Origin of the sequence: Ensifer sp. CCNWLY38, from assembly GCF_037120565.1 — a bacterium.
In the GTDB taxonomy this organism is placed as follows: Bacteria; Pseudomonadota; Alphaproteobacteria; order Rhizobiales; family Rhizobiaceae; genus Ensifer; species Ensifer adhaerens_H.
Map to the genome: position 1 here is coordinate 198,314 of NZ_JBBBBO010000008.1, position 24,961 is coordinate 223,274.

General features: G+C 62.3%; 19 protein-coding genes and 1 riboswitch. Of the genes, 16 read left to right on the forward strand and 3 right to left on the reverse strand.

Features of this window, described 5'->3' with window-relative positions; translation table 11 throughout:
- Window positions 1-117 precede the first annotated feature (117 nt).
- The 7 genes from V7S54_RS18720 to V7S54_RS18750 all read left to right on the forward strand — a co-directional run bounded on the left by V7S54_RS18720 (window position 118) and on the right by V7S54_RS18750 (window position 8,172).
- Window positions 118-546 carry a CoA-binding protein gene (locus V7S54_RS18720; protein ID WP_336408668.1) on the forward strand — a complete coding sequence of 143 codons (429 nt, stop codon included), beginning with the start codon at window positions 118-120 and terminating at the stop codon, window positions 544-546.
- Window positions 547-748: 202 nt separating this feature from the next.
- Window positions 749-2,032, forward strand: coding sequence for an O-acetylhomoserine aminocarboxypropyltransferase (locus tag V7S54_RS18725; protein ID WP_336408669.1), 1,284 nt, complete (start codon window positions 749-751; stop codon window positions 2,030-2,032).
- Window positions 2,033-2,090: 58 nt separating this feature from the next.
- The gene (locus V7S54_RS18730) at window positions 2,091-2,486 is read left to right on the forward strand and encodes a hypothetical protein (RefSeq protein WP_141679401.1); all 396 of its coding nucleotides are present in this window, start codon (window positions 2,091-2,093) and stop codon (window positions 2,484-2,486) included.
- A gap of 110 nt (window positions 2,487-2,596) precedes the next feature.
- Window positions 2,597-3,001, forward strand: a complete 405-nt coding sequence (locus tag V7S54_RS18735; RefSeq protein WP_065374576.1) for a FixH family protein — start codon at window positions 2,597-2,599, stop codon at window positions 2,999-3,001.
- Entirely contained in the window at window positions 2,998-4,428 is a 1,431-nt protein-coding gene (locus V7S54_RS18740; protein ID WP_336408670.1) for an efflux RND transporter periplasmic adaptor subunit, read from the forward strand. The genes V7S54_RS18735 and V7S54_RS18740 overlap by 4 nt, the downstream gene beginning before the upstream one ends.
- Window positions 4,425-7,613, forward strand: coding sequence for an efflux RND transporter permease subunit (locus V7S54_RS18745; RefSeq protein WP_065374578.1), 3,189 nt, complete (start codon window positions 4,425-4,427; stop codon window positions 7,611-7,613). The genes V7S54_RS18740 and V7S54_RS18745 overlap by 4 nt, the downstream gene beginning before the upstream one ends.
- Window positions 7,614-7,827: 214 nt before the next feature.
- On the forward strand, window positions 7,828-8,172 hold the full coding sequence (locus V7S54_RS18750) for a cupin domain-containing protein (protein WP_057252366.1): 345 nt from the start codon (window positions 7,828-7,830) through the stop codon (window positions 8,170-8,172).
- A 41-nt stretch (window positions 8,173-8,213) separates the two neighbouring features.
- Here V7S54_RS18750 and V7S54_RS18755 read toward each other — a convergent pair whose 3' ends face one another.
- On the reverse strand, window positions 8,214-9,452 hold the full coding sequence (locus V7S54_RS18755; RefSeq protein ID WP_065374579.1) for a cytochrome P450: 1,239 nt from the start codon (window positions 9,450-9,452) through the stop codon (window positions 8,214-8,216).
- A gap of 205 nt (window positions 9,453-9,657) precedes the next feature.
- Here V7S54_RS18755 and V7S54_RS18760 point away from each other — a divergent pair, with 205 nt between their 5' ends.
- The 9 genes from V7S54_RS18760 (at window position 9,658) to V7S54_RS18800 (ending at window position 22,238) form a co-directional block, all read left to right on the forward strand.
- Window positions 9,658-10,305, forward strand: a complete 648-nt coding sequence (locus V7S54_RS18760; protein ID WP_065374580.1) for a VOC family protein — start codon at window positions 9,658-9,660, stop codon at window positions 10,303-10,305.
- Window positions 10,306-10,467: 162 nt separating this feature from the next.
- The gene (locus V7S54_RS18765; RefSeq protein WP_065374581.1) at window positions 10,468-11,325 is read left to right on the forward strand and encodes an endonuclease/exonuclease/phosphatase family protein; all 858 of its coding nucleotides are present in this window, start codon (window positions 10,468-10,470) and stop codon (window positions 11,323-11,325) included.
- Window positions 11,326-11,343: 18 nt separating this feature from the next.
- Entirely contained in the window at window positions 11,344-12,903 is a 1,560-nt protein-coding gene (locus tag V7S54_RS18770; RefSeq protein WP_065374582.1) for a phospholipase D family protein, read from the forward strand.
- Window positions 12,904-13,194: 291 nt separating this feature from the next.
- Window positions 13,195-13,827 (forward strand): ATP-dependent Clp protease proteolytic subunit, encoded by a 633-nt coding sequence (locus V7S54_RS18775; protein ID WP_057252356.1) that lies wholly within the window; start codon window positions 13,195-13,197, stop codon window positions 13,825-13,827.
- Between the two features lie 283 nt (window positions 13,828-14,110).
- Entirely contained in the window at window positions 14,111-15,388 is a 1,278-nt protein-coding gene (clpX, locus tag V7S54_RS18780) for an ATP-dependent Clp protease ATP-binding subunit ClpX (protein WP_034803621.1), read from the forward strand.
- Window positions 15,389-15,762: 374 nt separating this feature from the next.
- On the forward strand, window positions 15,763-18,183 hold the full coding sequence (lon, locus tag V7S54_RS18785; protein WP_065374583.1) for an endopeptidase La: 2,421 nt from the start codon (window positions 15,763-15,765) through the stop codon (window positions 18,181-18,183).
- A gap of 220 nt (window positions 18,184-18,403) precedes the next feature.
- Window positions 18,404-18,679, forward strand: coding sequence for a DNA-binding protein HupB (gene hupB / locus V7S54_RS18790; protein ID WP_057252351.1), 276 nt, complete (start codon window positions 18,404-18,406; stop codon window positions 18,677-18,679).
- Between the two features lie 124 nt (window positions 18,680-18,803).
- A riboswitch (FMN riboswitch) is annotated at window positions 18,804-18,969 on the forward strand.
- A 70-nt stretch (window positions 18,970-19,039) separates the two neighbouring features.
- Window positions 19,040-19,954 (forward strand): DMT family transporter, encoded by a 915-nt coding sequence (locus V7S54_RS18795; protein WP_176707565.1) that lies wholly within the window; start codon window positions 19,040-19,042, stop codon window positions 19,952-19,954.
- 88 nt (window positions 19,955-20,042) lie between these two features.
- Complete coding sequence (locus tag V7S54_RS18800) at window positions 20,043-22,238, forward strand: esterase-like activity of phytase family protein (RefSeq protein WP_336408671.1); 2,196 nt, start codon at window positions 20,043-20,045, stop codon at window positions 22,236-22,238.
- Window positions 22,239-22,346: 108 nt separating this feature from the next.
- On the opposite strand, the gene V7S54_RS18805 is transcribed toward V7S54_RS18800, so the two are convergent.
- Complete coding sequence (locus V7S54_RS18805) at window positions 22,347-22,823, reverse strand: MarR family winged helix-turn-helix transcriptional regulator (protein WP_057252345.1); 477 nt, start codon at window positions 22,821-22,823, stop codon at window positions 22,347-22,349.
- A gap of 272 nt (window positions 22,824-23,095) precedes the next feature.
- The gene (locus tag V7S54_RS18810; RefSeq protein WP_065374586.1) at window positions 23,096-24,934 is read right to left on the reverse strand and encodes a methyl-accepting chemotaxis protein; all 1,839 of its coding nucleotides are present in this window, start codon (window positions 24,932-24,934) and stop codon (window positions 23,096-23,098) included.
- Between the last annotated feature and the right edge of the window lie 27 nt (window positions 24,935-24,961).

The window sequence follows — 24,961 nt, forward strand, 5'->3', positions numbered from 1 at the left end:
AGTCTCATATAGACGTGCGTCCGAAGCTTCACGCAGCAGGCATGGAACGCACAGTTGACTTGCCTGGTCCCGGCATCATTATACGGCCGTTCAATTGCAATGGATCCGAAGCCTTAAATGAATCACGACGCCTATCCGGACTACTATCTCGCCGACATCCTGCGCGAGACCAAGACGATCGCGCTTGTCGGTGCCTCGCCGAATGCGGAGCGACCGAGCCATCGGGTCATGGCGTTTCTGCTGCGCAAGGGCTATCGGGTGATCCCGATCAACCCCGGCCATGTCGGCAAGGCGATCCACGGACAGACCGTCGTCGGCCGGCTCGCAGACGTGAAGGAACCGATCGACATGGTCGATGTTTTCCGTGCCGCCGATGCCTTGCCGGTGCTCGTCGACGAGATCCTGGCGCTGGACACGCTGCCGAAGGTGATCTGGGGGCAGCTGTCCGTGCGCCACGACGGCGCAGCGGCGAAGGCGGAAGCCGCCGGGATCAAGGTGGTCATGGATCGCTGTCCGGCAATAGAATATCCGCGCCTGATCGGCTGACCTCGGCCCGCAGAACGGCTGCAGCTTGCGCAACCGTCAGTTTCGTAAAAATCCTCTTTGACCGCACACGTAGGCTCTGGAATAGTGCCGCCACCTCCGCGCTGAGCCGCGGAGGTTCGATAGCGGATCACACGCAGATTCAAGGTGATAGAGCGTCCTCGGCGCCGGCTGGTGGCCGCGCTCTGGTCATGGGAGGTACGAAATGACGAAAGACAATCCTGGTTTCAACACGCTCGCCATCCACGCGGGGGCGCAGCCCGATCCGACCACGGGCGCGCGGGCGACGCCGATCTACCAGACGACGAGCTTCGTCTTCAACGACACCGACCATGCCGCGGCACTCTTCGGCCTCCAGCAGTTCGGCAACATCTACACCCGGATCATGAACCCGACCCAGGCGGTGCTGGAGGAGCGCATCGCAGCGCTCGAAGGCGGCACGGCTGCGCTGGCCGTTGCCTCCGGCCACGCGGCTCAGCTGCTCGTCTTCCACACGATCATGAACCCCGGCGACAATTTCGTTGCCGCCAACCGGCTCTATGGCGGCTCGGTCAACCAGTTCGGCCACGCCTTCAAGTCCTTCGACTGGCAAGTCCGCTGGGCCGATCCTGCTGACCCCGCCTCATTCGAGGCGAAGATCGACCGGCGCACCAAGGCGATCTTCATCGAGAGCCTCGCCAATCCCGGCGGCACCTTCGTGGATATCGCCGCCATCGCCGAGGTCGCCCGCAAGCACGACCTGCCGCTGATCGTCGACAACACCATGGCGACACCCTATCTGCTGCGGCCGCTGGAGCACGGTGCCGATATCATCGTGCATTCGCTGACGAAGTTCATCGGCGGCCATGGCAATTCGATGGGCGGCGTCATCGTCGACGGCGGTACCTTCGACTGGTCGAAGTCGGGCAAGTATCCGATGCTTTCGGAGCCGCGTCCGGAATATGCCGGGGTCGTGTTGCACCAAACCTTCGGCAACATCGCTTTCGCCATTGCCGCGCGCGTCCTGGGACTGCGCGATTTCGGTCCGGCAATCTCTCCGTTCAATGCCTTCATGCTCGTGACCGGTGCCGAGACCCTGCCGCTGCGCATGCAGCGCCATTGCGACAACGCGCTTGCGGTCGCCAAATGGCTGAAGACGCACGACAAGATTTCGTGGGTCAACTATGCCGGGCTTGAGGATGACCCCAACCACGCGCTGCAGCAGCGCTATTCGCCGAAGGGGGCCGGTGCAGTCTTCACCTTCGGCCTCAAGGGAGGCTACGAGGCGGGCAAACGCTTCGTCGAGGGGCTGGAAATGTTCTCGCATCTGGCGAACATTGGCGACACGCGCTCGCTCGTCATTCACCCGGCTTCGACCACCCATCGGCAGTTGACGCCCGAGCAACAGGTGGCGGCCGGCGCCGGCCCCGATGTCGTGCGTCTGTCGGTCGGCATCGAGGATGTCTCCGATATCATCGCCGACCTCGAACAGGCGCTGGCGAAACTCTGATGAGGTGCACACGTGATGGATGCGCCGGTCGGTCGCAACTTTCCGTGACCGGCTTCCAATGAACGTCGCGCCATGCAAGCATAGCTGCGTGTTCGCTGTCGTTGCGCTCCGGCGCTTTCTCTGTGTGTTGGCGTTGCTCGGGATCGTAGTCGGTCCCGTGAGCGTCAGCACGGCTGCGAGCGCCATGGCCCTTTCATCCGACATGCAGATGGATGCCATGACAGGCATGGACGACATGTCCTGCTGCCCGGAGCAACAACCCGTTCAGAAGAACGATTGCGGCAATACGTGTCCTCTCGCGCTCGTCTGTTCGTCCATTATCCTCGCGCACGGCAGCAAGGCCAATAGCTGGCGCATCGATCTGTCGGCACGCGAACTGTCGCATCCGATCCTCCAGGAAACCCGCCTGCCGTCCGCTCTCGTCGAACCGCCGGCGCGACCTCCCAAGGCCTGACCTCACCCCTTGATCCGCTGGATTTGCTCTGCCCGAGATGGCGGAGGGCATCCGACTATCATGATTTTTCAAGGACGCGGCCGACGTGCCCGTCTTGGGTGAGATTTCGTATGACTGCAATCAAATCATCTGCCAGAGCACTCCTCGCTTCGCTGGCTGTTGCGCTGGCCTCGACTACCCCATCCCACGCCGCCGCGACGGACTACGAGTTCCAACTCGTTCAATCGGAGGTCGCGCAAGGCCCCGAGGCGACGGTCGCCGTCCGTCTCGTCGACAAGAGAACCGAAAAACCCGTCTCCGACGCCGTGATCTTCACCACGCGGATGGACATGGCACCGGAGGGCATGGAGGCGATGACCACTCCGGTCGAGGCGCTTCCGTCGACGGAGCCTGGTATCTACCGCTTCAAGACGAACCTGAGCATGGAAGGCGGCTGGCGTTTCAAGCTGGCGGCCAAGGTCCAGGGCGAGACCGAGACCGTCCAAGGCGAACTGGTTCTGCAGGCACAGCCGTGAATATGTTCAAATTCCTGCTCCTTGTTAGCTCCCTCGCCGTTGCCGGCGGGGGAGGCTACGTGGCGGGCACGCGCGGCCTTGCCACCCACATCAACAAGGTCTTCGCCGAGCAAGCGCTCGGGGAAACCTCGCCCCCTGCAGCCATGCCGACTGGCAAGGTCATCTACTACAGGCACCCGGACGGCCTGCCGCAATACGCCGCGACGCCCAAGAAAACCGCGGACGGTCGTGATTTCGTCGCCGTGCGCGCGAGCGAGGACGTCGCCTTCGATACGGTGAAGAAGGTCGAGGTCGAAAAGGCGGAAGCCACGCCGAGCACTGACCAGCGGAAGGTACTTTATTACCGTAACCCCATGGGCCTGCCCGACACCTCCAGGGTGCCGAAGAAGGACAGCATGGGCATGGACTACCTTCCGGTCTTCGAGGGCGACGAGACGGACAGTTCCGTCGTAAAGGTCTCGCTCGGCAAGCTCCAGCGAACCGGGGTGAAGACGGCGACGGCAGAGAACGCCGTCGTCTGCCGCCAGGTGCGGGTGCCTGGAACGGTCACGTTCGACGAGCGCCTGGTGCGGATCGTCTCGATGCGCGCGAACGCCTTCATTGAGGGCGTCGCCGATGTGACGACTGGCGACCGGGTGCTGAAGGGCGACGAACTCTTCCACTTCTTCTCGAAGGACATCGCCAAGGCCGGGGCCGAATACGCCACGGAACTGCGCGGTGGTGGCAAGCCGGACCTCGACGTCGGCGGTGCGCTGCAACTGCGCAATCTCGGCGTGCCGGAAGAGACCGTCAAAGCGATTGCCCGGACCCGGACGGTGCCCAGGAGCATCGCTTATCTCTCTCCGAGCGATGGCGTCGTCCTCGAACGCAGCGCGACAACGGGCATGATGGCCGAGGCCGGCGACGTCCTCTTCCGGATTGCCGACATGTCGAAGGTATGGGTGATTGCCGACGTACCCGAATTCGATGCCGCGACCATCCGGCAAGGCGCGCACGCGACGGTCAGGGTGCGGAATCTGCCCGGCAAGGCGTTCGAGGGCACAGTCGATCTGATCTATCCCGAGCTTCAGTCGCAGACGCGGACGGCCAAGGTGAGGATCGAGCTTCCCAATACAGGCGGACTGTTGCTCGCGAACATGTACGCCGAGGTCGAGATCGCAACTGGGCAACCAAGCCCGGTGGTTGCTGTCCCGAACAGCGCCGTGATCGACACCGGCGACCGACAGGTGGTGTTCGTCGACAAGGGCGAGGGCCGCTTCGAACCGCGAGACGTCGCGCTCGGGATGCGTGGCGACGACCGGACGGAAATCAGGAAAGGGGTTGAAGCCGGAGAGAAGATCGTCGTCTCCGCGAACTTCCTGCTCGACGCCGAGAGCAATCTCAATGCGGCGCTAAGTGCGCTCGTTGCGGACGAGGTGCAGCCATGATCTCGAATGTCATCGCCTGGTCCGCCCGCAATCTGGTGCTGATCATCGTCGGGGCCGCGCTCTCGATCGCCGCGGGCGTGTACTCCCTGCGCTCGCTTCCGCTCGATGCCATTCCCGACCTCTCGGACGTGCAGGTCATCGTCTTCACCGACTATCCCGGCCAGGCACCGCAGGTGGTCGAGGACCAAGTCACCTATCCGCTGACGACGTCGATGCTGACTGTACCGCGGTCGAAGGTCGTGCGCGGCTTCTCCTTCTTCGGCATCTCTTTCGTCTACGTCATCTTCGAGGACGGGACCGATCCCTACTGGGCGCGAAGCCGCGTGCTCGAATACCTCAACTCCGCCGCAAGCCGGCTTCCCGAAGGCGTCTCGCCGAGCCTCGGCCCGGACGCGACGGGTGTTGGCTGGGTCTACCAGTACGCCCTTGTCGCCAAGGAGCTGTCTCTGGCTGAGCTGCGCTCCTTGCAGGACTGGGTCGTGCGCTTCGCCGCCTCGAAGTCCGACGGCGTCGCGGAGGTCGCGAGCGTCGGTGGCTTCGTCAAGCAGTACTCCGTCGTCGTCGATCCGGCGCGCCTGCGCGCCCAGAACGTGACGCTGAAACAGATCGCCGACGCGGTGCGGGCCAGCAATCGCGACGTCGGCGGGCGGACCGTCGAAATCTCCGAATTCGAGTTCATGGTCCGCGGCCGCGGTTATCTGCAGGGTATCAAGGACATCGAGAACATCGTGCTGATGACCGAAGGCGGTGCGCCGCTGCGCCTCGGCGATGTCGCGCGGGTGGAGACGGTTCCCGATGAGCGGCGCGGCATCACCGAGTTGAACGGGGAGGGCGAGGTCGCAAGCGGCATCGTGCTGCAGCGGGTCGGCGAGAACGCCCTCAACGTCATCGACAGTGCCAAGAAGAGCCTGTCGGCGGTCAAGGACAGCCTGCCAGCGGGCACCGAGATCGTTCCCGTCTACGATCGCTCGGAACTGATCAAGGCCGCGATCGAGACGCTCAAGGGTACGCTGGTGGAGGAGTCGATCATCGTCGCCCTGGTGACGATCGCCTTCCTCCTGCATGTGAGGAGCGCGCTCGTTGCCATCATCATGCTGCCGATCGGTATCCTGATCTCCTTCATCGCGATGCGGGCGCTGGGCATTGGGGCGAACATCATGAGCCTTGGTGGCATTGCGATCGCCATCGGCGCGATGATCGATGCGGCGATCGTCATGATCGAGAACGCCCACAAGCACCTGGAGCGCGCGCCGCCCGACAAACCCCGAACCGAAGTCCTGATCGAAGCGGCAAGCGAGGTCGGCCCGGCGCTGTTCTTCAGCCTGCTGATCATTACCGTGTCCTTCCTGCCGATCTTCACGCTGGAATCGCAGGAGGGGCGACTGTTCGGGCCGCTTGCCTTCACGAAGACCTTCGCGATGGCGGCAGCCGCACTGCTATCGGTGACGCTCGTTCCGGCACTGATGGTTCTGTTCGTGCGCGGCCGGATCGTGCCGGAGCACAAGAACCCGCTCAACCGCTTCCTGATCTGGACCTACCGCCCGATCATTCACGGCGTGCTGCGCGCGAAGACGATCACGATCCTGCTCGCGGTCGCCGCCCTCGCCGCAACGGTGTGGCCGGCGCGCCAGATCGGCAGCGAGTTCATGCCGACCCTCAACGAAGGCACGCTCATGTACATGCCGACGACGTTGCCCGGCCTGTCGGTGACCAAGGCAGCCGAGCTGATGCAAACCCAGGACCGCATCATCAAGTCGTTCCCGGAAGTGGAGACGGTCTTCGGCAAGGCGGGCAGGGCGCTGACTGCCACCGATCCCGCGCCGACGGAGATGTTCGAGACAATCATCACCCTGAAGCCGAAGTCGCAATGGCGACCTGACGTGACCATCGACAGCCTCAAGCGGGAGATGGACGCAGCGCTTCAGTTCCCCGGCGTCTCCAACGCCTGGACCATGCCGATCCGCGCCCGCATCGACATGCTGTCGACCGGCATCCGCACGCCCGTCGGCGTCAAGGTCTATGGCACCGATCTCAAGGAGATGGAGCGGGTGGCGCGCGACATCGAGACGGTGCTGAAGGCGATCCCCGGCACGTCCAGCGCCTACGCCGAGCGTGTCATAGGCGGATACTTCCTCGACATCGTGCCCGACCGCACCGCGCTCGGGCGCTACGGCCTCAGCATCGGTGACGTGCAGGATGTCATCGCCACGGCGCTCGGGTCCGAGGTGGTCACCTTGACCGTCGAGGGAAGGGAGCGCTACGGCGTCGCCGTCCGTTATCCGCGGGCGTTCAGAAGCGATCCGCAGTCGATCGCGCGCGACATCGAGGTCGCGCTTCCCGGCGGCGGCACGGTGCCCCTTGGCGCAGTCGCGGACGTCAAGCTCGAACGCGGTGCGGCGACGATCCGGACCGAAAACGGCCAGCTCGCGGTCTACATCTTCGTCGACATCGCCGACCGCGATCTTGGCAGCTATGTCTCCGAAGCTCAGGAAGCCGTTGCGAAGAGCGTATCGCTTCCATCAGGCTATTCGGTCGCCTGGAGCGGGCAGTACGAATATCTGGAACGAGCAAAAGCGCGCCTCGCAATCGTCGTGCCGCTGACCCTCGCGCTGATCTTCCTGCTGCTCTACTTGAACTTCAAGGCGCTGACGGAGACCCTCATCGTCATGCTGTCGCTGCCCTTCGCGCTGGTTGGCGGCATCTGGCTGATGTGGTGGCTGGGCTTCAACGCCTCGGTGGCGGTGGTCGTCGGCTTCATCGCGCTTGCTGGCGTAGCGGCAGAGACGGGTGTGATCATGCTGATCTATCTGGACCAAGCGCTTCGCGAACGCCGTGAGGAATGCACCAGCGAAAAGCGCCCCTTCACGCGGGACGACCTGCATCACGCGATCATGGTCGGAGCGGTGGAACGGGTGCGACCGAAGATGATGACAGTCGTGGCGATCATCGCGGGGCTGGTGCCGATCCTCTGGAGCACCGGGGCCGGATCGGAAATCATGCAGCGCATCGCCGTGCCGATGATCGGCGGCTTGATCTCGTCGACGGTGCTGACGCTGGTGGTCATCCCGGCAATCTACGGACTGGTAAAGGGCTGGCGCTTGCCAGCCCTAGCCGACACCCGGTCGCCGACGAGAGCGGCCAGCGCCGGGCTTCTGACGCCGATGGACGGCAGGGTCCAGCGGTAGACGAGATGGTGAAGGTTCAAGGCCGGGTGGGGCGGGAGCCGAGCTGCTTCGAAATGCCGGTCCACGTCCGCCCCGATCGAGGAACGGCAGCACCAGCAGAATGGAGGCGGGAATACCTCGAAAAAACAATGGACGTTGCCCCGGAGGTGTGTGACGAAACCAAATCTGAAACCCATGACGGGGGAGGTTGCAGTGCCTCCAGCAAAGGTGCCCAATGGCGAATATGCAGAAGTTCGATCTGTCTTCCGTCGAGCCGGAAACCGGCACGCCCGCTGCCGACCGGCTGATCTCCGGGGCGCCGCAATTCAGTACCTGGAACCTGGAGGAGGCCGATGGCGGCCTCTATGCCGGAGTCTGGGAATCCACGCCCGGCAAATGGCGGATCGTCTATGAGGAGTGGGAGTATTTCCACATCATCTCCGGCTATTCGATCGTCACGCAGGATGGCGGCGAGGCGGCGCATTTGCGCGCCGGCGACAGCATGATCCTGCGTCCCGGCTTCGAAGGCACCTGGGAGGTCGTCGAGACAACCCGCAAAGATTACGTCATCCGCCTTTGATGCGTAGGCGCCGAGATCAAGGATTTTCGGCGCCGTCCAGCTCACCAGACGAGGTCGAGGCGCTCCAGGCCGTGGAAATGAAATGCGTCCTTCACCTCGGGCTCGTTCTTCAGCCGCATGTCCGGCAGCCGCCGAAACAGGATCGGCAGCGATAGATTGAGCTCAAGCCGGGCCAACGGCGCCCCGATGCAGAAATGCAGGCCGGCCCCGAAGGAGACGTTGGCGCCTTCATCGCGCGTCGGCCGGAACGCATTTGGGTCCGTGAACTTCTTGGGGTCGACATTCGCCGCCCCAAGCAACAGGCCGATCTTGTCGCCCTTGCGAAGGGTGATGCCGTCTTCGAGTTCGACATCCGACAGAGCGTAACGCTGGAAAACATGCAGCGGTGCCGCAAAACGCAGGCACTCCTCGATCGCCAGCCCCGTTGATGCCTCCGTGGCAAACAGGTCCTCGGCGGAAAGCCCCGATTGCAGGATGGCCCGAACGGCGTTGCCGATCTGATGCACCGTCGCTTCGTGACCCGCATTGAGGAGCAGGGCCGTGGTCGAGACCAGCTCTGCCTCGGAAAGTCGTTCGCCATCCTTTTCCGAGGTGATCATGTGCGTCAGCAGGTCATCGGCGGGACTGCGGTGTTTCTCGGCGATGATCTCTCGCAGATAGCCGGCAAAGTCGGCGGACGCCTGGTTGGCGTCGAGTTCGGTCTCGTGGCTCGGGTTGAAGACATACATTCGGACCATGCGGTGCGACCAGTCGAGAAGATCGGGCGCCGCCTCGACGGGTATGCCGAGCATGCGGGCGATGATCGTCACGGGGATCGTTTCGGCGTACGTCTTGAGCAACTCCACTTTGCCGTCGCCTTCGAAGCCATCGATCAGCGCGTGCGACAGTTGCTCGATATCCGGTCTCAGCTGTTCGATCTGCCTTGAGACGAAGGCCCGGTTGACGAGGGTGCGCAGCCGCGTGTGTGCCGGCGGCTCGAGCTCCAGCAGCGAATGTTCCTCCAGCGCGTCGAAATCCCTCAGATGTGGCTTCGGCGCCGGTAGGCCGACCTCTTCGCGCGTCGCCACATGCAGGATCTGCCGACCGAAACGCCGGTCGCGGAGCAGCGCGTTTACCTGGTCATAGCCTGCGAAATACCATTGTTGCCGCTCCTCCCAGAAAAAGGCCGGACATTGCGCGTGGATCCCGGCGTAGGCGGTGAGCGGCTCACGGTAGAAAGCGGGATTGCGCGCATCGATGGAAACGCGCCGTTGGGCGCCGTCAATGGTTATGGCATGCATGCAACGGGCTCTTTACAGAATTTGACCGACGTCTATTTCTACGGGAACCGGCGTTCAGCCGGCAAGTGCAGATATCCCTGCGGGCGTCGGCATGGCGTTGACAGTGTCGGTAATGGCGGTCAATCTCCTGGCGCTGCGTAGGGCGCATCGGCAAGAGGCTGAAAGGGCAACGCCCGCCTACGGGAGACAGACCGTAGTTGCGCCCATGCCAAACCTTGAAAACCTGAAGAAGCAGGCGAAGCAGTACCTCAAATGGCATCGCGAACGGTACCATCCGGTCGCAGCGGAGATCAGGGCGGCCTTGCCCCGTTACCGTGACCTTGATGACGACGCCATTCTAAAAGCGGAGTTCAAGCTCGCCGACGCGCAGGAGCTGATCGCGCGCCAATCGGGATTCGACAGTTGGCAGGCGCTCAAATCAGGAGCCCTGACAATGCCCCCGCACTCAAAACCCACCACATCGCAGCCGGTGCTGCAGTCGATCGCCGCTCAGCTCTTCGTTGCCGATATCAAGGCTTCGTGCGCCTTCTTCACGGAGAAGCTCGGCTTTGCCGTCGATTTCGTCTACGGCGATCCGCCATTCTATGGGCAAGTGATCCGCGACCATGCCAGGCTCGCTCTACGCCTTGTCTGCGAGCCGGTCTTCGTCGGCGACATCCGCCAACGCGAGGACCTGCTTTCGGCTGCCATCACGCTCGAAACCGTCAATGACATCAAGCAATTGTTCCTAACCTATCAGGCTGCTGGCGTACACTTTCACCAGCCATTGCGGACAGAACCCTGGGGCGCCCGCACCTTCATCGTGCTCGATCCGGACGGAAATCTGATCCTGTTCGCAGGGCCGGCCGACTGATAGAGAGCGGCGAAAATGGATGCCGGCGCTGCTCCTGCTGTCCCGGCATCCATCCGTTCGCTCCCATATCGCAGTTGCGAAACAACTTCTGCTCTCCACCCTTTTTCAGTGGCGCCCGGTGACCTATTTGCGCAATGATGCGGGCAGCAGGCAGGGAGCGGCATGGCAAAAAACCAGTCCAGTCTATCGGCGGGGATCGTGGCGGCGATCCGCAAGCGGCGTCCCACGGTCGTTCATCGCGAAGCTGCGGTGAACCGCGGCGACATCGTCATCGCCTCCTACAACATCCACAAATGTGTCGGTACCGACGGGCGTTTCGATCCCGGGCGGACTGCCAATGTGATCGGTGAACTGGGCGCCGATATCGTTGCGCTTCAGGAAGCGGACCAGCGGTTCGGCGAGCGTGCCGGTCTTCTCGATCTCGAACATCTCCGCCGCGAGGCCCACCTCGTTTCGGTGCCGATCTCCGGCTTTTCGGCGAAGGGGCATGGATGGCACGGCAATGTGCTGTTGCTACGCGAAGGCGCCGTTTCCGATGTCAGGCAGCTGAAACTCCCAGGTGTCGAGCCGCGTGGCGCGCTCGTCGTCGATCTCGACCTGAAGGTCGGCCCCTTGCGCATCATCGCCGCCCATCTCGGTCTTCTCCGGCATTCCCGCGCCCAGCAGGCCGAAGCGATCCTTGAGGCGGCAGCCGGCGCGAACGGGCGGCCGACGCTGCTGATCGGCGATCTTAACGAGTGGCGCATGGGCCGAAGGTCGTCGTTGTCGTTCCTCAGTCCTGTTTTCGATCCGTCGCACGCCACGGTCGCGAGCTTTCCGTCGCGTTTTCCGCTGCTGCCGCTCGATCGCGTGCTTGGCAATCCGCACCATCTGGTAACGTCGGTCGCCGTGCATGACTCACCGCTTGCGCGGATCGCCTCGGACCATCTGCCCGTGAAAGCCTCCATCGCCTTGAAGGGCGCCCAGCAGGATCACCGAGACGGAAATCGGGTCGAGGCCGGCCGTGCGGGGTCGGGCTGACGGCGAGGTGCGCTTTCGATGTTATCCTCCGTTCTGATCACCGTCGCCGCGATCGTTGGTGTGGTCGTGGCGGCCATCTTCTACATCTATGGCCGGTTCGGACGGCGCCCGCACGGGCCGCCGTCAACGGCACTTCCGGTGGCTGAGGCGGGTTCGGACCTCGATCGGCTTATCATGCCGCTTCTTGCCGGCCGTCCGAACGCAAATGGCGTGGCGCTCGTGTCAGACAATATCGAGGCCCTGGTGGTGCGCGCGCATGCGGCGCGGCGCGCCGGGCGCAGCCTTGATCTGCAGTATTATTACTGGAAGGATGATCTGACCGGTCTTCTGCTGGCCCGAGAGATTTTGGCGGCGGCCGATAGAGGCGTATGTGTCCGGTTGCTGCTCGATGATATCAACGCCGGCATTCACGATCGCATGTGCATCGCGCTCGACGCTCACCCCAATATCGATGTGCGCTTGTTCAACCCCAGCCGGGCGCGGACCGACCGCTTTCGCCGCGGCTTCGAGATGGCGATCCGCGCCTTCAGCGCCACCCGCCGCATGCACAACAAGCTGTGGGTGGCGGATGGCCGTGTCGCGATCGCCGGTGGGCGCAACATCGGCGACGCCTACTTCGATGCCGCCGAACTTTCCAACTTCCGTGACCTCGACGTCTGGATGGTGGGGCCGGTGCTGGACCAGGCGTCCGCCATGTTCGACCGGTACTGGAACAGCGACTCCGTCCTCCCGATCGCTGCACTGCGCACGCCACGCAAGCAATATTTGCCGGCGCTCCGTGAGGCCGTCGACGGGCTTGCCCGGACACCCGCGGGCCGGTTTTACATCGAGCGCGTCGACAGGGCTGCCCAGGAAACCGACATCTATCACGGTACGCGGCGGCTTCACTGGAGTTCGCAGATCCGCCTGGCATCCGACCCGCCGGAAAAGGCGCTGATGCAGCGGCGCCAGAACTGGTTGCTGCGCGAACTCTTCCCGTTGATCGAGGCGGCGACGCGGGATTTGCGGATCATCTCTCCCTATTTCATCCCCGGCGTTGCCGGCACGCGAGAGCTTGCGGCCATCGTTTCGCGCGGAGCTCGGGTCGCGGTGCTGACCAACTCTCTCGCTGCGACCGATGTCGCAGCCGTTCACGGCGGTTACATCAAGTATCGCCGGAAGCTCATCCGGGCCGGCATCGCTCTCTTCGAATTGAAGGAGCAGGGCGACGTTGCCGAAGGGCACCGCATGACGTTGTTCGGGCGCCGCAATGCGAGCCTGCACAGCAAGGCTTTCGTGGTCGATGGCTTGAACGGGTTCGTCGGCTCGATGAACTTCGACCCCCGCTCCGCGTCCCTCAATACGGAAATGGGCGTCGTGTTTGCCGACGCGGCTCTTGCCGGCGAGCTGGCCAGCATGTTCGAGGAGGAGACCTCGCCGTCGATCAGCTATCGGCTCGGGATGGACGGTTCACGGCTTGTCTGGTGTGATCGCGCCAACGGCTCCGAGCGGCTGTTGCGGCGCGAGCCGGATGCCAGCCTTGCCAGGCGGATGATTGCCAACCTGATCCGTATTCTGCCGATCGAGTCACAGCTCTAGGAGGGCGGCGGCGCCGATACACGATTTGCCGTTCGTTTACCGACGTCATCGAACCCTGTGTGAAATGCCCGGTCGCGGCGGCTTGCGCCGCGCATGTCGGCGAAAAAAGGCTCTATTGACAACCATGTGTGGAGGAGCGCCGAACTTCGCAGCAAAGGGGGCTTCGATTAAGCTTATCGAAGCTTCGCGACTTGAAGTGAAGGGTGTTGACACTCTATGTAGGGGCAGAAGGCAAATTCCGTGATTCCCGGTTCGCAAAGGTTTTGCGAGCCCGATTGATGAAGGTTCGATATGAGAAATCCCGTTGATACCGCCCTGGCACTGGTGCCGATGGTTGTTGAGCAGACCAACCGCGGTGAACGTTCCTACGATATCTTTTCGCGCCTTCTGAAGGAGCGCATCATCTTCGTCACTGGTCCGGTCGAAGATCAGATGGCGACGCTCGTCTGCGCCCAGCTCCTTTTCCTCGAGGCGGAAAACCCGAAGAAGGAAATTGCGCTCTACATCAATTCCCCGGGTGGCGTCGTCACCTCCGGTATGGCGATCTACGACACGATGCAGTTCATCAAGCCGGCGGTCTCGACGCTTTGCGTCGGCCAGGCGGCCTCGATGGGTTCGCTGCTCCTGGCGGCCGGCCACAAGGACATGCGCTTCGCCACGCCGAATGCGCGCATCATGGTTCATCAGCCCTCGGGCGGGTTCCAGGGCCAGGCTTCCGATATCGAGCGCCATGCCCGTGATATCCTCAAGATGAAGCGCCGCCTCAACGAGGTCTATGTCAAGCATTGCGGCCGCACCTACGAGGAAGTCGAGCAGACGCTCGATCGCGACCATTTCATGAGCGCGGACGAAGCTCTGGAGTGGGGTATCGTCGACAAGGTACTGACCTCGCGCGAAGAGATCGAAGGCACCGAGCAGGCCTGATAACGCGCTTTTGTGTCGCGATAGATGTAATTGTGACACAATTGTAATGGCTCAAGGGCTTTATCGTCAGGGTAAAGCCGGTAATATGGACCGTTAATGCTATGTTGGATTCTGAGGGCATAGTGTTCGGATGAGTTGGGAGAGTCGTTGCAGCCGCATCGGGCATGGTCGCCCAGGTGCGGTAAGTACTCCCGGAAGCCCTGCGTGAGGATAGGCTACAGGGCGAATTGAGTGGTCCGCGATACTTTGCTTGAAGTGTCCGGCGTGCTGGAAGGAAGTGGAAATGAGCAAGGTCAGCGGAAGCAACGGCGGTGACTCGAAGAATACGCTTTATTGTTCGTTCTGCGGCAAAAGCCAGCACGAAGTCCGTAAGCTGATTGCCGGACCGACCGTCTTCATCTGCGATGAATGCGTCGAACTGTGCATGGACATCATTCGCGAAGAGAACAAGACCTCGATGGTCAAGTCCCGCGACGGTGTGCCGACCCCTCAGGAAATCATCAAGGTCCTCGACGAATACGTCATCGGCCAGCAGCAGGCCAAGCGCATCCTCTCGGTGGCCGTGCACAACCACTACAAGCGCCTGGCGCATGCCGCCAAGGGCAGCGACGTCGAACTGGCGAAGTCCAACATCATGCTCGTCGGCCCGACCGGCTGCGGCAAGACCTATCTCGCCCAGACGCTCGCCCGCATCATCGACGTGCCGTTTACCATGGCCGACGCCACGACACTGACCGAAGCCGGTTATGTCGGTGAAGACGTCGAAAACATCATCCTCAAGCTGCTCCAGGCCGCCGACTACAACGTCGAGCGCGCGCAGCGCGGCATCGTCTACATCGACGAAGTCGACAAGATTTCCCGCAAGTCCGACAACCCGTCGATCACCCGTGACGTTTCGGGTGAGGGCGTGCAGCAGGCTCTGCTGAAGATCATGGAAGGCACTGTTGCTTCGGTTCCGCCACAGGGTGGCCGCAAGCATCCGCAGCAGGAATTCCTGCAGGTCGACACCACCAACATCCTGTTCATCTGCGGTGGCGCATTCGCCGGCCTCGACAAGATCATCTCCGCCCGCGGCGAGAAGACCTCGATCGGTTTCGGTGCAACGGTCCGCTCGCCGGAAGATCGCCGCGTCGGCGAGGTTCTGCGCGAACTCGAGCCTGAAGATCTGGTCAAGTTCGGTCTGATTCCGGAATTCATTGGCCGTCTGCCGGTTCTGGCGACGCTCGAAGATCTCGATGAAGATGCGCTGATCCAGATCCTGTCCGAGCCGAAGAACGCTCTGATCAAGCAGTACCAGCGCCTGTTCGAGATGGAAGACGTGGAGCTCACCTTCCACGAGGACGCGCTGCGCGAGATTGCCCGCCGGGCGATCGTGCGCAAGACCGGCGCCCGCGGCCTCCGTTCGATCATGGAGAAGATTCTGCTCGACACGATGTTCGAGCTGCCGACGCTCGAAGGCGTGCGCGAAGTGGTCATCTCAGACGAGGTGGTCAAAGGCGCGGCGCGGCCGCTCTACATCTACTCCGAGCGGTCGGACGAAAAGACCAACGTTTCGGCCTGATAACGCCGAATTATCGTTTGAGAAGCCCGCCTTGTGCGGGCTTTTTCATGTTCGCGCACTTAGCTGTTGAGACAAAGGCGCCCGAGCGCAGATTTCACAATTCGATTGTTGCTAAAGTGTCTCAAACAACGCAATGATGTGACGATTCAATGAAGGACCTTTATCGTTGCGCGTCCTTGAGCCTCGTTCTCCGTCGCAAGGCCCGCAACAGAAATGATGCGTAGTCAGAAGGACCCGGCCACGGTTGGTGGATGTCGCGTCCAGCCTTGAAATGGACGCGGTGGCACTCCACTTTCATGTGGAAAATATGACAACCGGGAGTGCCTGCGGGGCTCCCGGGAACGGGCCCGAAATCGGGACGGAAAGGAAATGACATGACGAACAAAACGTCACCGGCGACTGAAAGCGCGACCTACCCGGTCCTGCCGCTCCGCGACATCGTAGTCTTCCCGCACATGATCGTGCCGCTCTTCGTCGGCCGCGAAAAGTCGATCCGTGCGCTTGAGGAAGTCATGGGCACCGACAAGCAGATCATGCTTGCCACCCAGATCAACGCCACCGACGACGATCCGGAACCGTCCGCGATCTATGAAGTCGGCACCATCGCCAATGTCCTGCAATTGCTGAAGCTGCCTGACGGCACCGTCAAGGTGCTGGTCGAAGGCCGCGCGCGCGCCAAGATCGACGGCTACACGCCGCGCGACGAATTCTATGAGGCATCCGCGCATACGCTGAGCGAGCCGGAAGAAGATCCGGTCGAAATCGAAGCGCTGAGCCGCTCGGTCGTTTCCGAGTTCGAGAGCTATGTGAAGCTCAACAAGAAGATCTCCCCCGAGGTCGTCGGCGTCGCCAGCCAGATCGAAGATTATTCGAAGCTGGCCGATACGGTCGCCTCGCACCTGTCGATCAAGATCGTCGAGAAGCAGGAAATGCTGGAGACCACCAGCGTGAAGATGCGTCTGGAAAAGGCGCTCGGCTTCATGGAAGGTGAGATTTCCGTCCTGCAGGTCGAAAAGCGCATCCGCTCGCGCGTCAAGCGCCAGATGGAAAAGACCCAGCGCGAGTACTACCTCAACGAACAGATGAAGGCGATCCAGAAGGAGCTCGGCGACGGCGAAGATGGCCGCGACGAGATGGCCGAGATCGAGGAGCGCATTGCCAAGACGAAGCTTTCCAAGGAAGCGCGCGAAAAGGCTGACGCTGAACTCAAGAAACTGCGCCAGATGAGCCCGATGTCCGCGGAAGCGACCGTCGTTCGCAATTATCTGGATTGGCTGCTGGGCCTGCCCTGGGGCAAGAAGTCGAAGATCAAGACCGACCTCAACCATGCCGAAGACGTGCTCAACACGGATCACTTCGGCCTCGACAAGGTCAAGGAACGCATCGTCGAGTATCTCGCCGTGCAGGCGCGTTCGTCGAAGATCAAGGGGCCGATCCTGTGCCTCGTCGGTCCTCCGGGCGTCGGCAAGACCTCGCTCGCCAAGTCGATCGCCAAGGCGACCGGCCGCGAATACGTGCGCATGGCGCTCGGCGGCGTTCGTGACGAAGCCGAGATCCGCGGTCACCGCCGTACCTATATCGGCTCGATGCCGGGCAAGGTCGTGCAGTCGATGAAGAAGGCGAAGCGGTCCAACCCGCTGTTCCTGCTCGACGAAATCGACAAGATGGGCCAGGACTTCCGCGGCGATCCGTCGTCGGCTCTGCTCGAGGTGCTGGATCCGGAACAGAACTCGACCTTCATGGACCACTACCTGGAAGTCGAATACGACCTGTCCAACGTGATGTTCATCACCACCGCCAACACGCTGAACATTCCGGCGCCGTTGATGGATCGTATGGAAGTGATCCGCATCGCCGGCTACACCGAAGAGGAAAAGCTGGAGATCGCCAAGCGGCACCTGCTGCCAAAGGCGATCCGCGACCACGCGCTGCAGCCGAAGGAGTTCTCCGTGACCGACGGGGCCCTGATGGCGGTTATCCAGACCTACACGCGGGAAGCCGGTGTTCGTAACTTCGAGCGCGAATTGATGAAGCTCGCCCGCAAGGCGGTGACCGAGATCATCAAGGGCAAGACCAAGACGGTCGAAGTCACGGCGGACAACATCAACGACTACCTTGGTGTTCCGCGCTTCCGCCACGGCGAAGCCGAACGCGACGATCAGATCGGCGTGGTCACGGGTCTTGCCTGGACCGAGGTCGGCGGCGAACTGCTGACGATCGAAGGCGTCATGATGCCCGGCAAGGGCCGCATGACGGTCACCGGCAACCTGCGTGACGTGATGAAGGAATCGATTTCGGCGGCGGCGTCCTATGTCCGCTCGCGGGCGATCGATTTCGGCATCGAGCCTCCAATGTTCGACAAGAGCGACATCCACGTGCACGTGCCGGAAGGTGCGACGCCGAAGGATGGTCCGTCGGCCGGTGTCGCCATGGCAACCGCGATCGTGTCGATCATGACCGGCATCCCGATTTCCAAGGATGTCGCGATGACCGGCGAGATCACGCTGCGCGGCCGCGTGCTGCCGATCGGCGGTCTCAAGGAGAAGCTGCTGGCAGCGCTCCGGGGTGGCATCAAGAAGGTGCTGATCCCCGAGGAGAACGCCAAGGATCTCGCCGAGATCCCGGATAACGTGAAGAACGCGCTCGAAATCATCCCGGTTTCGCGGATGGGCGAGGTGCTCGTACACGCTCTTGTGCGCATGCCGGAGCCGATCGAATGGGACCCGGCAAGCGTGCCGGCAACCGTCGCAGCGGTTGATTCGCAGGACGAAGCGGGCTCCTCGATCGCCCACTAAAAAGTGCCGGTGAATGGGCGCAGCGACCTCACGCGGCGCCCATTTTGCAGAAAAATTGGGAAGACCGGCCTCTGGCCGGTCTTTTTTGTTGTAAAAGCGCCCTGCAAGCCTTGCATTCCAAGGGATTAGGCGCAATTGGGAAAGGCAAGACGCGGGCGATGCGCAAGCCACCGCGGCTTAAAACACAGTCGTTTCGAACCAATCTGAAAGGGGTGGAAACATGAACAAAAATGAGCTCGTGTCTGCCGTTGCTGAGAAGGCCGGACTTTCCAAGACCGACGCATCTTCTGCAGTTGATGCAGTTTTCGAGACCATCCAGGGCGAGCTGAAGAGCGGCGGCGACATTCGCCTGGTCGGCTTCGGCAACTTCTCGGTTTCGCGCCGCGAAGCCTCGAAGGGCCGCAACCCGTCCACGGGTGCGGAAGTTGACATCCCGGCCCGCAACGTGCCGAAGTTCACGGCCGGCAAGGGCCTGAAGGACGCCGTCAACGGCTGATCAGATTTGCTTGGCGGCCGGACACGAGGCCGGCAGTCCAGGTATTCGAGGGTTCGGCGAAAGCCGGACCCTTTCGCATTTCGGGGGCTGCCCTTGCGGCCTCCTGCCATTTGCTCTACGGCTTGCCCATTCTCAGGGCGGGGTGAAAGTCCCCACCGGCGGTAAGGGCGCTGCAACACCATGCGGTGGCCCAAGCCCGCGAGCGCCTTTCTCCGGAAACGGAGAAGGGGTCAGCAGATCCGGTGCAATTCCGGAGCCGACGGTCATAGTCCGGATGAAAGAGAATGGTCGTCGGCACGAAGGGGCAGGCCCGCCCGGCGTCGTGCCGTGCGCTCATGCGTCCTGATTTGTGTTCTCAGGATGCGTGACATGAATCAGAATTCCCTCGGTTTGTCCTCCTCGCGCGCCATGGCCGGTGCCGGCTTCATGGTACTGGCCGGTATTGCCTTCGCCGGGCTCAATGTCGTTACCCAATGGCTGACGATGAAACTCGGCTTTCCCGCTGCCGCCACGGCCTTCTGGCAATATGCCTTCGCCCTTCTCTTTTCTTTGCCGTTCCTGCGGCGCGTCGGACTTCCGGCGATGCGCACCGATTACCCGTGGCGCCACGTGGTGCGCGTGGCGCTTGCGGCCTTCGGCGTCGGGGCCTGGGTCTCCAGCCTTGCGCATGTGCCGATCTGGCAGGCGATTGCCCTGGTGATGACCTCGCCGTTCTTCATCATCCTTGGCGCTCGCTTGTTTCTCGGCGAACGCGTCGGTCCGGCCCGCTGGACCGCGACCGCGGTCGGATTTGCCGGTGCGATGATCATTCTTGAACCCTGGTCGGACAGCTTCACCTGGGCAGCGCTGCTGCCGATCCTCTCCGCCTTGCTCTGGGGCGCCTCGTCGCTCATCACCAAGAGCCTGACGAGCAGCGAGCGTCCCGAAACCATCACCATCTGGCTGCTTGTCCTTCTGACCCCGATCAATGGCGCCATTGCGCTCATGGCCGGTTTCGCGGTGCCGCAGGGCGTGGCGCTCGGCCTTCTCGTGCTCGCCGGGGTCATGACTGTGTTCGCGCAATATTTGCTGACGCTCGCCTATACGGTTGCCGACGCCGCCTATGTGCAGCCCTTCGATGATTTGAAGCTGCCGCTCAATGTCTTCGCCGGCTGGCTGGTCTTCGGTTACGCACCGACAGGCTATCTCTGGTTCGGTGCGGTCCTGATCCTTGGCGCGTCGCTGTTCATCATGCGCAACGAGATTCGGCGCGAACGGGAGGCTGTTGCAACCTGAACGGTGTAAAACCCGGCCGGTGTCATTCGGCTGTCATCGCAGTCGCGCAGAACCCCCATGTTTTCAGTATTCTCCATGGGGGATTTCAATGATCATTACTTCGCGCGTGACCGCGCTCGCGGCCGTCCTTCTTGCTTCCGCGGCATTTCCTGCGGCGGCTGATCCTGTATTCAATCGTATTGCGTCCTTTGCCGTTGCCGACAATCTGCCTGATGGTGACGCGCGCAAGGCGCCGACGTCCGCCGAGATCATCACGGCCAGCGAAGACGGCAATACGCTGATCTACTCCGACAGCCCGGGCAAGCGCGTCGGCCTCATCGACATCACCGATGCCAAGGCGCCGAAGGCAGCCGGCACGATCTCGTTCGACGGTGAGCCGACCTCCGTTACCGTTGCCGGCGCCAAGGCGCTCGTTGCGGTCAACACGCGCGAAAGCTTCGTCAAGCCTTCCGGCCTTCTGGCAGTCGTCGACCTGGCATCGAAAAAGGTGGATGCGACCTGCGATCTCGGCGGTCAGCCGGATTCGGTTGCCGTCAACAAGGACCGCACGCTTGCAGCCATCGCCATTGAAAACGAGCGCGACGAGGAAGTGAACGACGGCAAGATCCCGCAGATGCCGGCTGGCGATCTGGTGATCCTGTCTCTGAAGGACGGCGTTGCCGATTGCGGCTCGCTGAAGCGTGTGACGCTGACCGGTCTTGCCGAAATCGCCGGCGACGATCCAGAGCCTGAATTCGTCTCCTTCAACGGCAACGACGAGATTGCGCTGACGCTGCAGGAGAACAACCACATCGTCATCATCGACGGCAAGACCGCGACGGTGAAGACGCATTTCTCCGCCGGCACGGTCGACCTCAAGGACATCGACACGAAGCGCAACGGCGCCATCGCTTTCAAGGACGAGCAGCCTGGCCGCAAGCGCGAGCCCGATGCAGTGAAGTGGCTCGATGACAACCGCATAGTCGTTGCCAACGAAGGTGACTACGAAGGCGGCTCGCGCGGCTTCACCATCTTCGACACGGCCGGCAAGGTGCTCTACGAATCGGGTGCGAGCTTCGAGCATGCTGTTGCCGCGATCGGCCACTACCCGGAAAAGCGTTCGTCGGCCAAGGGTGTCGAGCCCGAGGGTCTGGAAGCCGCCAAGTTCGGCGACGACAACCTGTTCTTCCTGCTCGCCGAGCGGGCTTCCGTCGTCGGCGTTTACAAGGACACGGGTGCGGAACCCGAACTGCTGCAGCTGCTGCCGTCGGGCATCTCGCCCGAAGGCGCCGTCGCAGTCCCGTCGCGCAACCTGCTTGCAACCGCCAATGAAGTCGACCTCGGCGAGGACGGCGGCGCACGTTCGCATGTGATGATCTACGAGCGCGGTGAGGGCGAAGCTGCCTATCCGCAGATCCGCTCGGCCGAGAAGGACGGACTGCCGATCGGCTTCGGCGCACTCTCCGGTCTTGCTGCCGTCTCGGACAAGCCGGGCTTCCTGCGCGCCGTCAACGACTCGGTCTTCTCGTCGCTGCCGACGATCTTCACCATCGACGCCACTCAGAAGCCGGCGCTGATCACCGAGACGCTCGCCATCACCCGTGACGGCGCACCTGCTCAGAAGCTCGACATCGAAGGCATCGCCAATGACGGGGAAGGGGGCTTCTGGCTCGCATCCGAAGGCAATTCGGACAAGCTCTACAGCCACGCGCTCTTCCACGTGAACAAGAAGGGCGAGATCAAGAAGGAAATCGCTTTGCCTGAGGCACTGCGTGCCGGTGAAACGCGCTTCGGCTTCGAAGGCATCACCGTCGTTGGCGAAGGCGACGACCAGACGCTGTGGATGGCTGTTCAGCGCGAATGGAAGGACGACGAGAAGGGCTTCGTCAAACTCGTCTCCTACAAGCCGAAGAGCGAAGAGTGGGGCGCGGTGCGCTACCCGCTGGAAAAGGCCGGTGACGGCTGGGTCGGCCTGTCGGAAATCTCCGTTCATGGTGACTACGCCTACATCATCGAGCGCGACAACCTGATCGGCCAGGCAGCCAAGCTCAAGAAGATCTATCGCGTCGCGCTGACGGAACTGAAGCCGGCAGCACTCGGTGGCGAACTGGCTGTCGCCAAGAAGGAAGAGGTTCGTGATCTCATTCCGGATCTGAAGGCGCTCAACGGCTATGTCGTCGACAAGGTCGAGGGCTTCACCGTCGATGCAGCCGGCAATGGCTACGTCGTGACCGACAATGACGGTGTCGACGACTCCTCCGGCGAAACCCTGTTCTTCTCCATTGGCGCCATCAACGCGATGTAAGCGTTAACGCCCGGAGAAAACGGAAGAGGCCGGGACATGATGTCCCGGCCTCTTTCTGTTTCGGACTGGCAGGAAATAAATAGCACGATCCCGAATAGCGGGCGCCGACTAGCGGGCGACAGCGACCTGCGCTGCCTCTTCGGCCTCATCCTTGCGCTTGCGGATCTCGTCCGTCCTGTCGACCAGCTTGCCGACGATGCCGTAGAGGGCATCGAGTTCCTCGTCGTCGAGCGCCGAGAAAATCTCCTCGAGCAGCTGCTTGCGTGGATGCTCTGCGGCTTCAAGCACGACGCGACCCGTTTCGGTAATCGAGACGATCTTGGCGCGCCGGTCCTCGGGATCGGGCTTGCGCATCACCAGGCGGTCGCGTTCCAGACCGTCGATGGCCTCGGTGACCGTGCGCGGCGCGAAGTTCAGCGCACAGGCGATATCTGTCGAGCGACAGGGACCGAGCTTGCTCAGGAAGAAGAGGAACTTGCTGCGTGCCAGCGACACGCCTTCTTCGGTCATCGATTCGTTCACCAGCCGGTGGACCCGGTGGTAGAGCTCGAACAGTCTATCGGAAACTTCAAATGTCTTCTTCATGATCGTCGCTGGAATTTCATGAGGTGCCATGTGAAATGGCAGTAACATTAGTGATAGTTACAATTGCCACCTTTGTCGACAGAAACCTCTGGGACTTCACGGTAAGCACTTGGCAGACAAAGAAACGGCCGCCGCTTCCGGCGGCCGTTTCTGTTGGTTTGTCAAGAATTTCGTGTCCCGAACGCAGGCTATGATTGTTCATACACTTCAAGGTCGGTTGCGAGATCTCCGGCGCCCGCCCGCGAAAAACCAAGCACGGGCGTGCGTCGTGGTTATGCCGCCCGGCGTGTCGAGCCGGCCGACGGCGCGTAGCCGTAGGCCTGAGCCTCTTCCAGCGTGAAGCGGGCGATCAGCTCGCGCAGGCGGCCGGCTTCCTGGGCAAGCGTGGCGCTTGCGGCATTGGCTTCCTCGACCATGGCTGCGTTCTGCTGCGTCACCTGATCCATCTGGTTCATGGCGGTGTTGACCTCCGACAGTCCGGCGGACTGCTCCTGCGCCGAGATGGCGATCGCATCCATGTGCTGGTTGATCGTGACGATGAAGCCTTCGATGGTGCGCAGAGCCTCGCCGGTTTCGCGCACGAGCCGGACACCGCTTTCGACTTCGACGGCGGAGTTGCGGATCAGGTCCTTGATCTCCTTGGCCGCATTGGCCGAGCGCTGGGCAAGTTCGCGGACTTCCTGAGCGACGACGGCGAAACCCTTGCCGGCATCACCGGCGCGGGCTGCTTCGACGCCGGCGTTCAGCGCCAGAAGGTTCGTCTGGAAGGCAATTTCATCGATGACGCCGATGATGTTCGAGATCTGGCTCGACGAATGCTCGATGCGGCCCATGGCATCGACGGCGCCCGAGACGATGGCGCCGGATTTGCGGGCGCTTTCGTTTGCCTGGCTGGCGACGGCACGGGCCTCGTTGGTGCGCTTCGACGAATTGCCGACATTGACGGTGATCTGGTCGAGTGCTGCTGCGGTTTCTTCCAGTGAGGCCGCCTGCTGCTCGGTTCGGCGCGACAGGTCGTCGGCACTCTGGCTGACTTCGCGCGCACCGCTGTCGATGCTGCCGGAGCTGGCCGAAACGGCAGCAAGCGTATCGGCCAACTGAGCGACGGCCTGGTTCAGGTCGTGGCGGAGCTGCTCGAAGTCCGGCGCAAAGGGTTCGTCGAGCTGGAAGGCGAGATCGCCGGAGGCAAGCCTGCGCAGGCCGCCGGCAAGACCGGCCGTCGCTTCCTGGAGGCGGCGCTGTGCCGCAGTTTCGGCTTCCTCGGTCAGACGCAGGCGATCGGCCTCAGCCCGGGCGCGCTGTGTCTGGGCATCCGCTTCGAGCTGCTGGTTGGTGATTGCCGCCTGACGGAAGACTTCGACGGCACGGGCCATCTCGCCGATTTCGTCCTTGCGGGCGCCGTAGGGGATGCTGCTGTCCGTGTCGCCTTCCGCAAGGCGCGCCATCGAACGGGTGATGATCTGGATCGGGCGGGCGATACCGCGCACGGCATAGAGAATGGCGCCGAGCACGATGATCGCCGCGACGGCGATGACGGCCATTTCGATCATGCGGATCTGGTCGTGCGTCGCCGAGCTTGCTGCAACCGCGGCGTCGGCGCCGGCGACGTTGAGCGCGCGCACTTCCTTGATCGCCTCGTCGACCTTCTGCTCGGTCTCCCGCATCTCGACCTTGAAGACACTCTGCGCCTTCATGTTCTCGAGGTTGTTGGAGAGCTTGACCATGCCATCGGCAATGGAGAGATAGGCCTGATAGGCAGCGCGTACCTTTTCCAGCGCGGCCTTGTCGGCGTCCGTTACCATCAGCGCCGCATAGTCGTCGGCGAGCTTGTTGAAGCCTTCGACGGTCTGGCCGATGACTTTTTCTGCGGCCTTCTTTTCGAAGGGCGTCAGCGAGATCAGGTGGCGCGCAAAGGCCATGCGGGTATCGGAAAGCTGGGTTTCGAGCGCGCGGGAAAGCGAGACACGCGGCAGCCAGGTGGTGGCGATCTCGTTGTTGCGCTCGTTCATCATCTTGATGCCGCCGAGCGAGGAAACGGCAAGCGCCGTGACGATGGCGGCGACCACGAGGAAAAGGGCAATGAGCGTGTGTGAAATCTTGAGCCGTGACATAGGTTCCCCCCGGAAGGACGGCCGTCC

What these genes read in the sequence shown, in the direction of transcription:
- V7S54_RS18745 (WP_065374578.1), top strand. Translation starts at nt 4,425, where the DNA reads ATGATCTCGAATGTCATCGCCTGGTCCGCCCGCAATCTGGTGCTGATC.
- V7S54_RS18720 (WP_336408668.1), top strand. Translation starts at nt 118, where the DNA reads ATGAATCACGACGCCTATCCGGACTACTATCTCGCCGACATCCTGCGC.
- V7S54_RS18795 (WP_176707565.1), top strand. Translation starts at nt 19,040, where the DNA reads ATGCGTGACATGAATCAGAATTCCCTCGGTTTGTCCTCCTCGCGCGCC.
- V7S54_RS18730 (WP_141679401.1), top strand. Translation starts at nt 2,091, where the DNA reads ATGAACGTCGCGCCATGCAAGCATAGCTGCGTGTTCGCTGTCGTTGCG.
- V7S54_RS18775 (WP_057252356.1), top strand. Translation starts at nt 13,195, where the DNA reads ATGAGAAATCCCGTTGATACCGCCCTGGCACTGGTGCCGATGGTTGTT.
- V7S54_RS18760 (WP_065374580.1), top strand. Translation starts at nt 9,658, where the DNA reads ATGCCAAACCTTGAAAACCTGAAGAAGCAGGCGAAGCAGTACCTCAAA.
- lon (WP_065374583.1), top strand. Translation starts at nt 15,763, where the DNA reads ATGACGAACAAAACGTCACCGGCGACTGAAAGCGCGACCTACCCGGTC.
- V7S54_RS18750 (WP_057252366.1), top strand. Translation starts at nt 7,828, where the DNA reads ATGGCGAATATGCAGAAGTTCGATCTGTCTTCCGTCGAGCCGGAAACC.
- V7S54_RS18755 (WP_065374579.1), bottom strand. Translation starts at nt 9,452, where the DNA reads ATGCATGCCATAACCATTGACGGCGCCCAACGGCGCGTTTCCATCGAT.
- V7S54_RS18810 (WP_065374586.1), bottom strand. Translation starts at nt 24,934, where the DNA reads ATGTCACGGCTCAAGATTTCACACACGCTCATTGCCCTTTTCCTCGTG.
- V7S54_RS18770 (WP_065374582.1), top strand. Translation starts at nt 11,344, where the DNA reads ATGTTATCCTCCGTTCTGATCACCGTCGCCGCGATCGTTGGTGTGGTC.
- V7S54_RS18725 (WP_336408669.1), top strand. Translation starts at nt 749, where the DNA reads ATGACGAAAGACAATCCTGGTTTCAACACGCTCGCCATCCACGCGGGG.
- V7S54_RS18800 (WP_336408671.1), top strand. Translation starts at nt 20,043, where the DNA reads ATGATCATTACTTCGCGCGTGACCGCGCTCGCGGCCGTCCTTCTTGCT.
- V7S54_RS18805 (WP_057252345.1), bottom strand. Translation starts at nt 22,823, where the DNA reads ATGAAGAAGACATTTGAAGTTTCCGATAGACTGTTCGAGCTCTACCAC.
- clpX (WP_034803621.1), top strand. Translation starts at nt 14,111, where the DNA reads ATGAGCAAGGTCAGCGGAAGCAACGGCGGTGACTCGAAGAATACGCTT.
- hupB (WP_057252351.1), top strand. Translation starts at nt 18,404, where the DNA reads ATGAACAAAAATGAGCTCGTGTCTGCCGTTGCTGAGAAGGCCGGACTT.
- V7S54_RS18735 (WP_065374576.1), top strand. Translation starts at nt 2,597, where the DNA reads ATGACTGCAATCAAATCATCTGCCAGAGCACTCCTCGCTTCGCTGGCT.
- V7S54_RS18765 (WP_065374581.1), top strand. Translation starts at nt 10,468, where the DNA reads ATGGCAAAAAACCAGTCCAGTCTATCGGCGGGGATCGTGGCGGCGATC.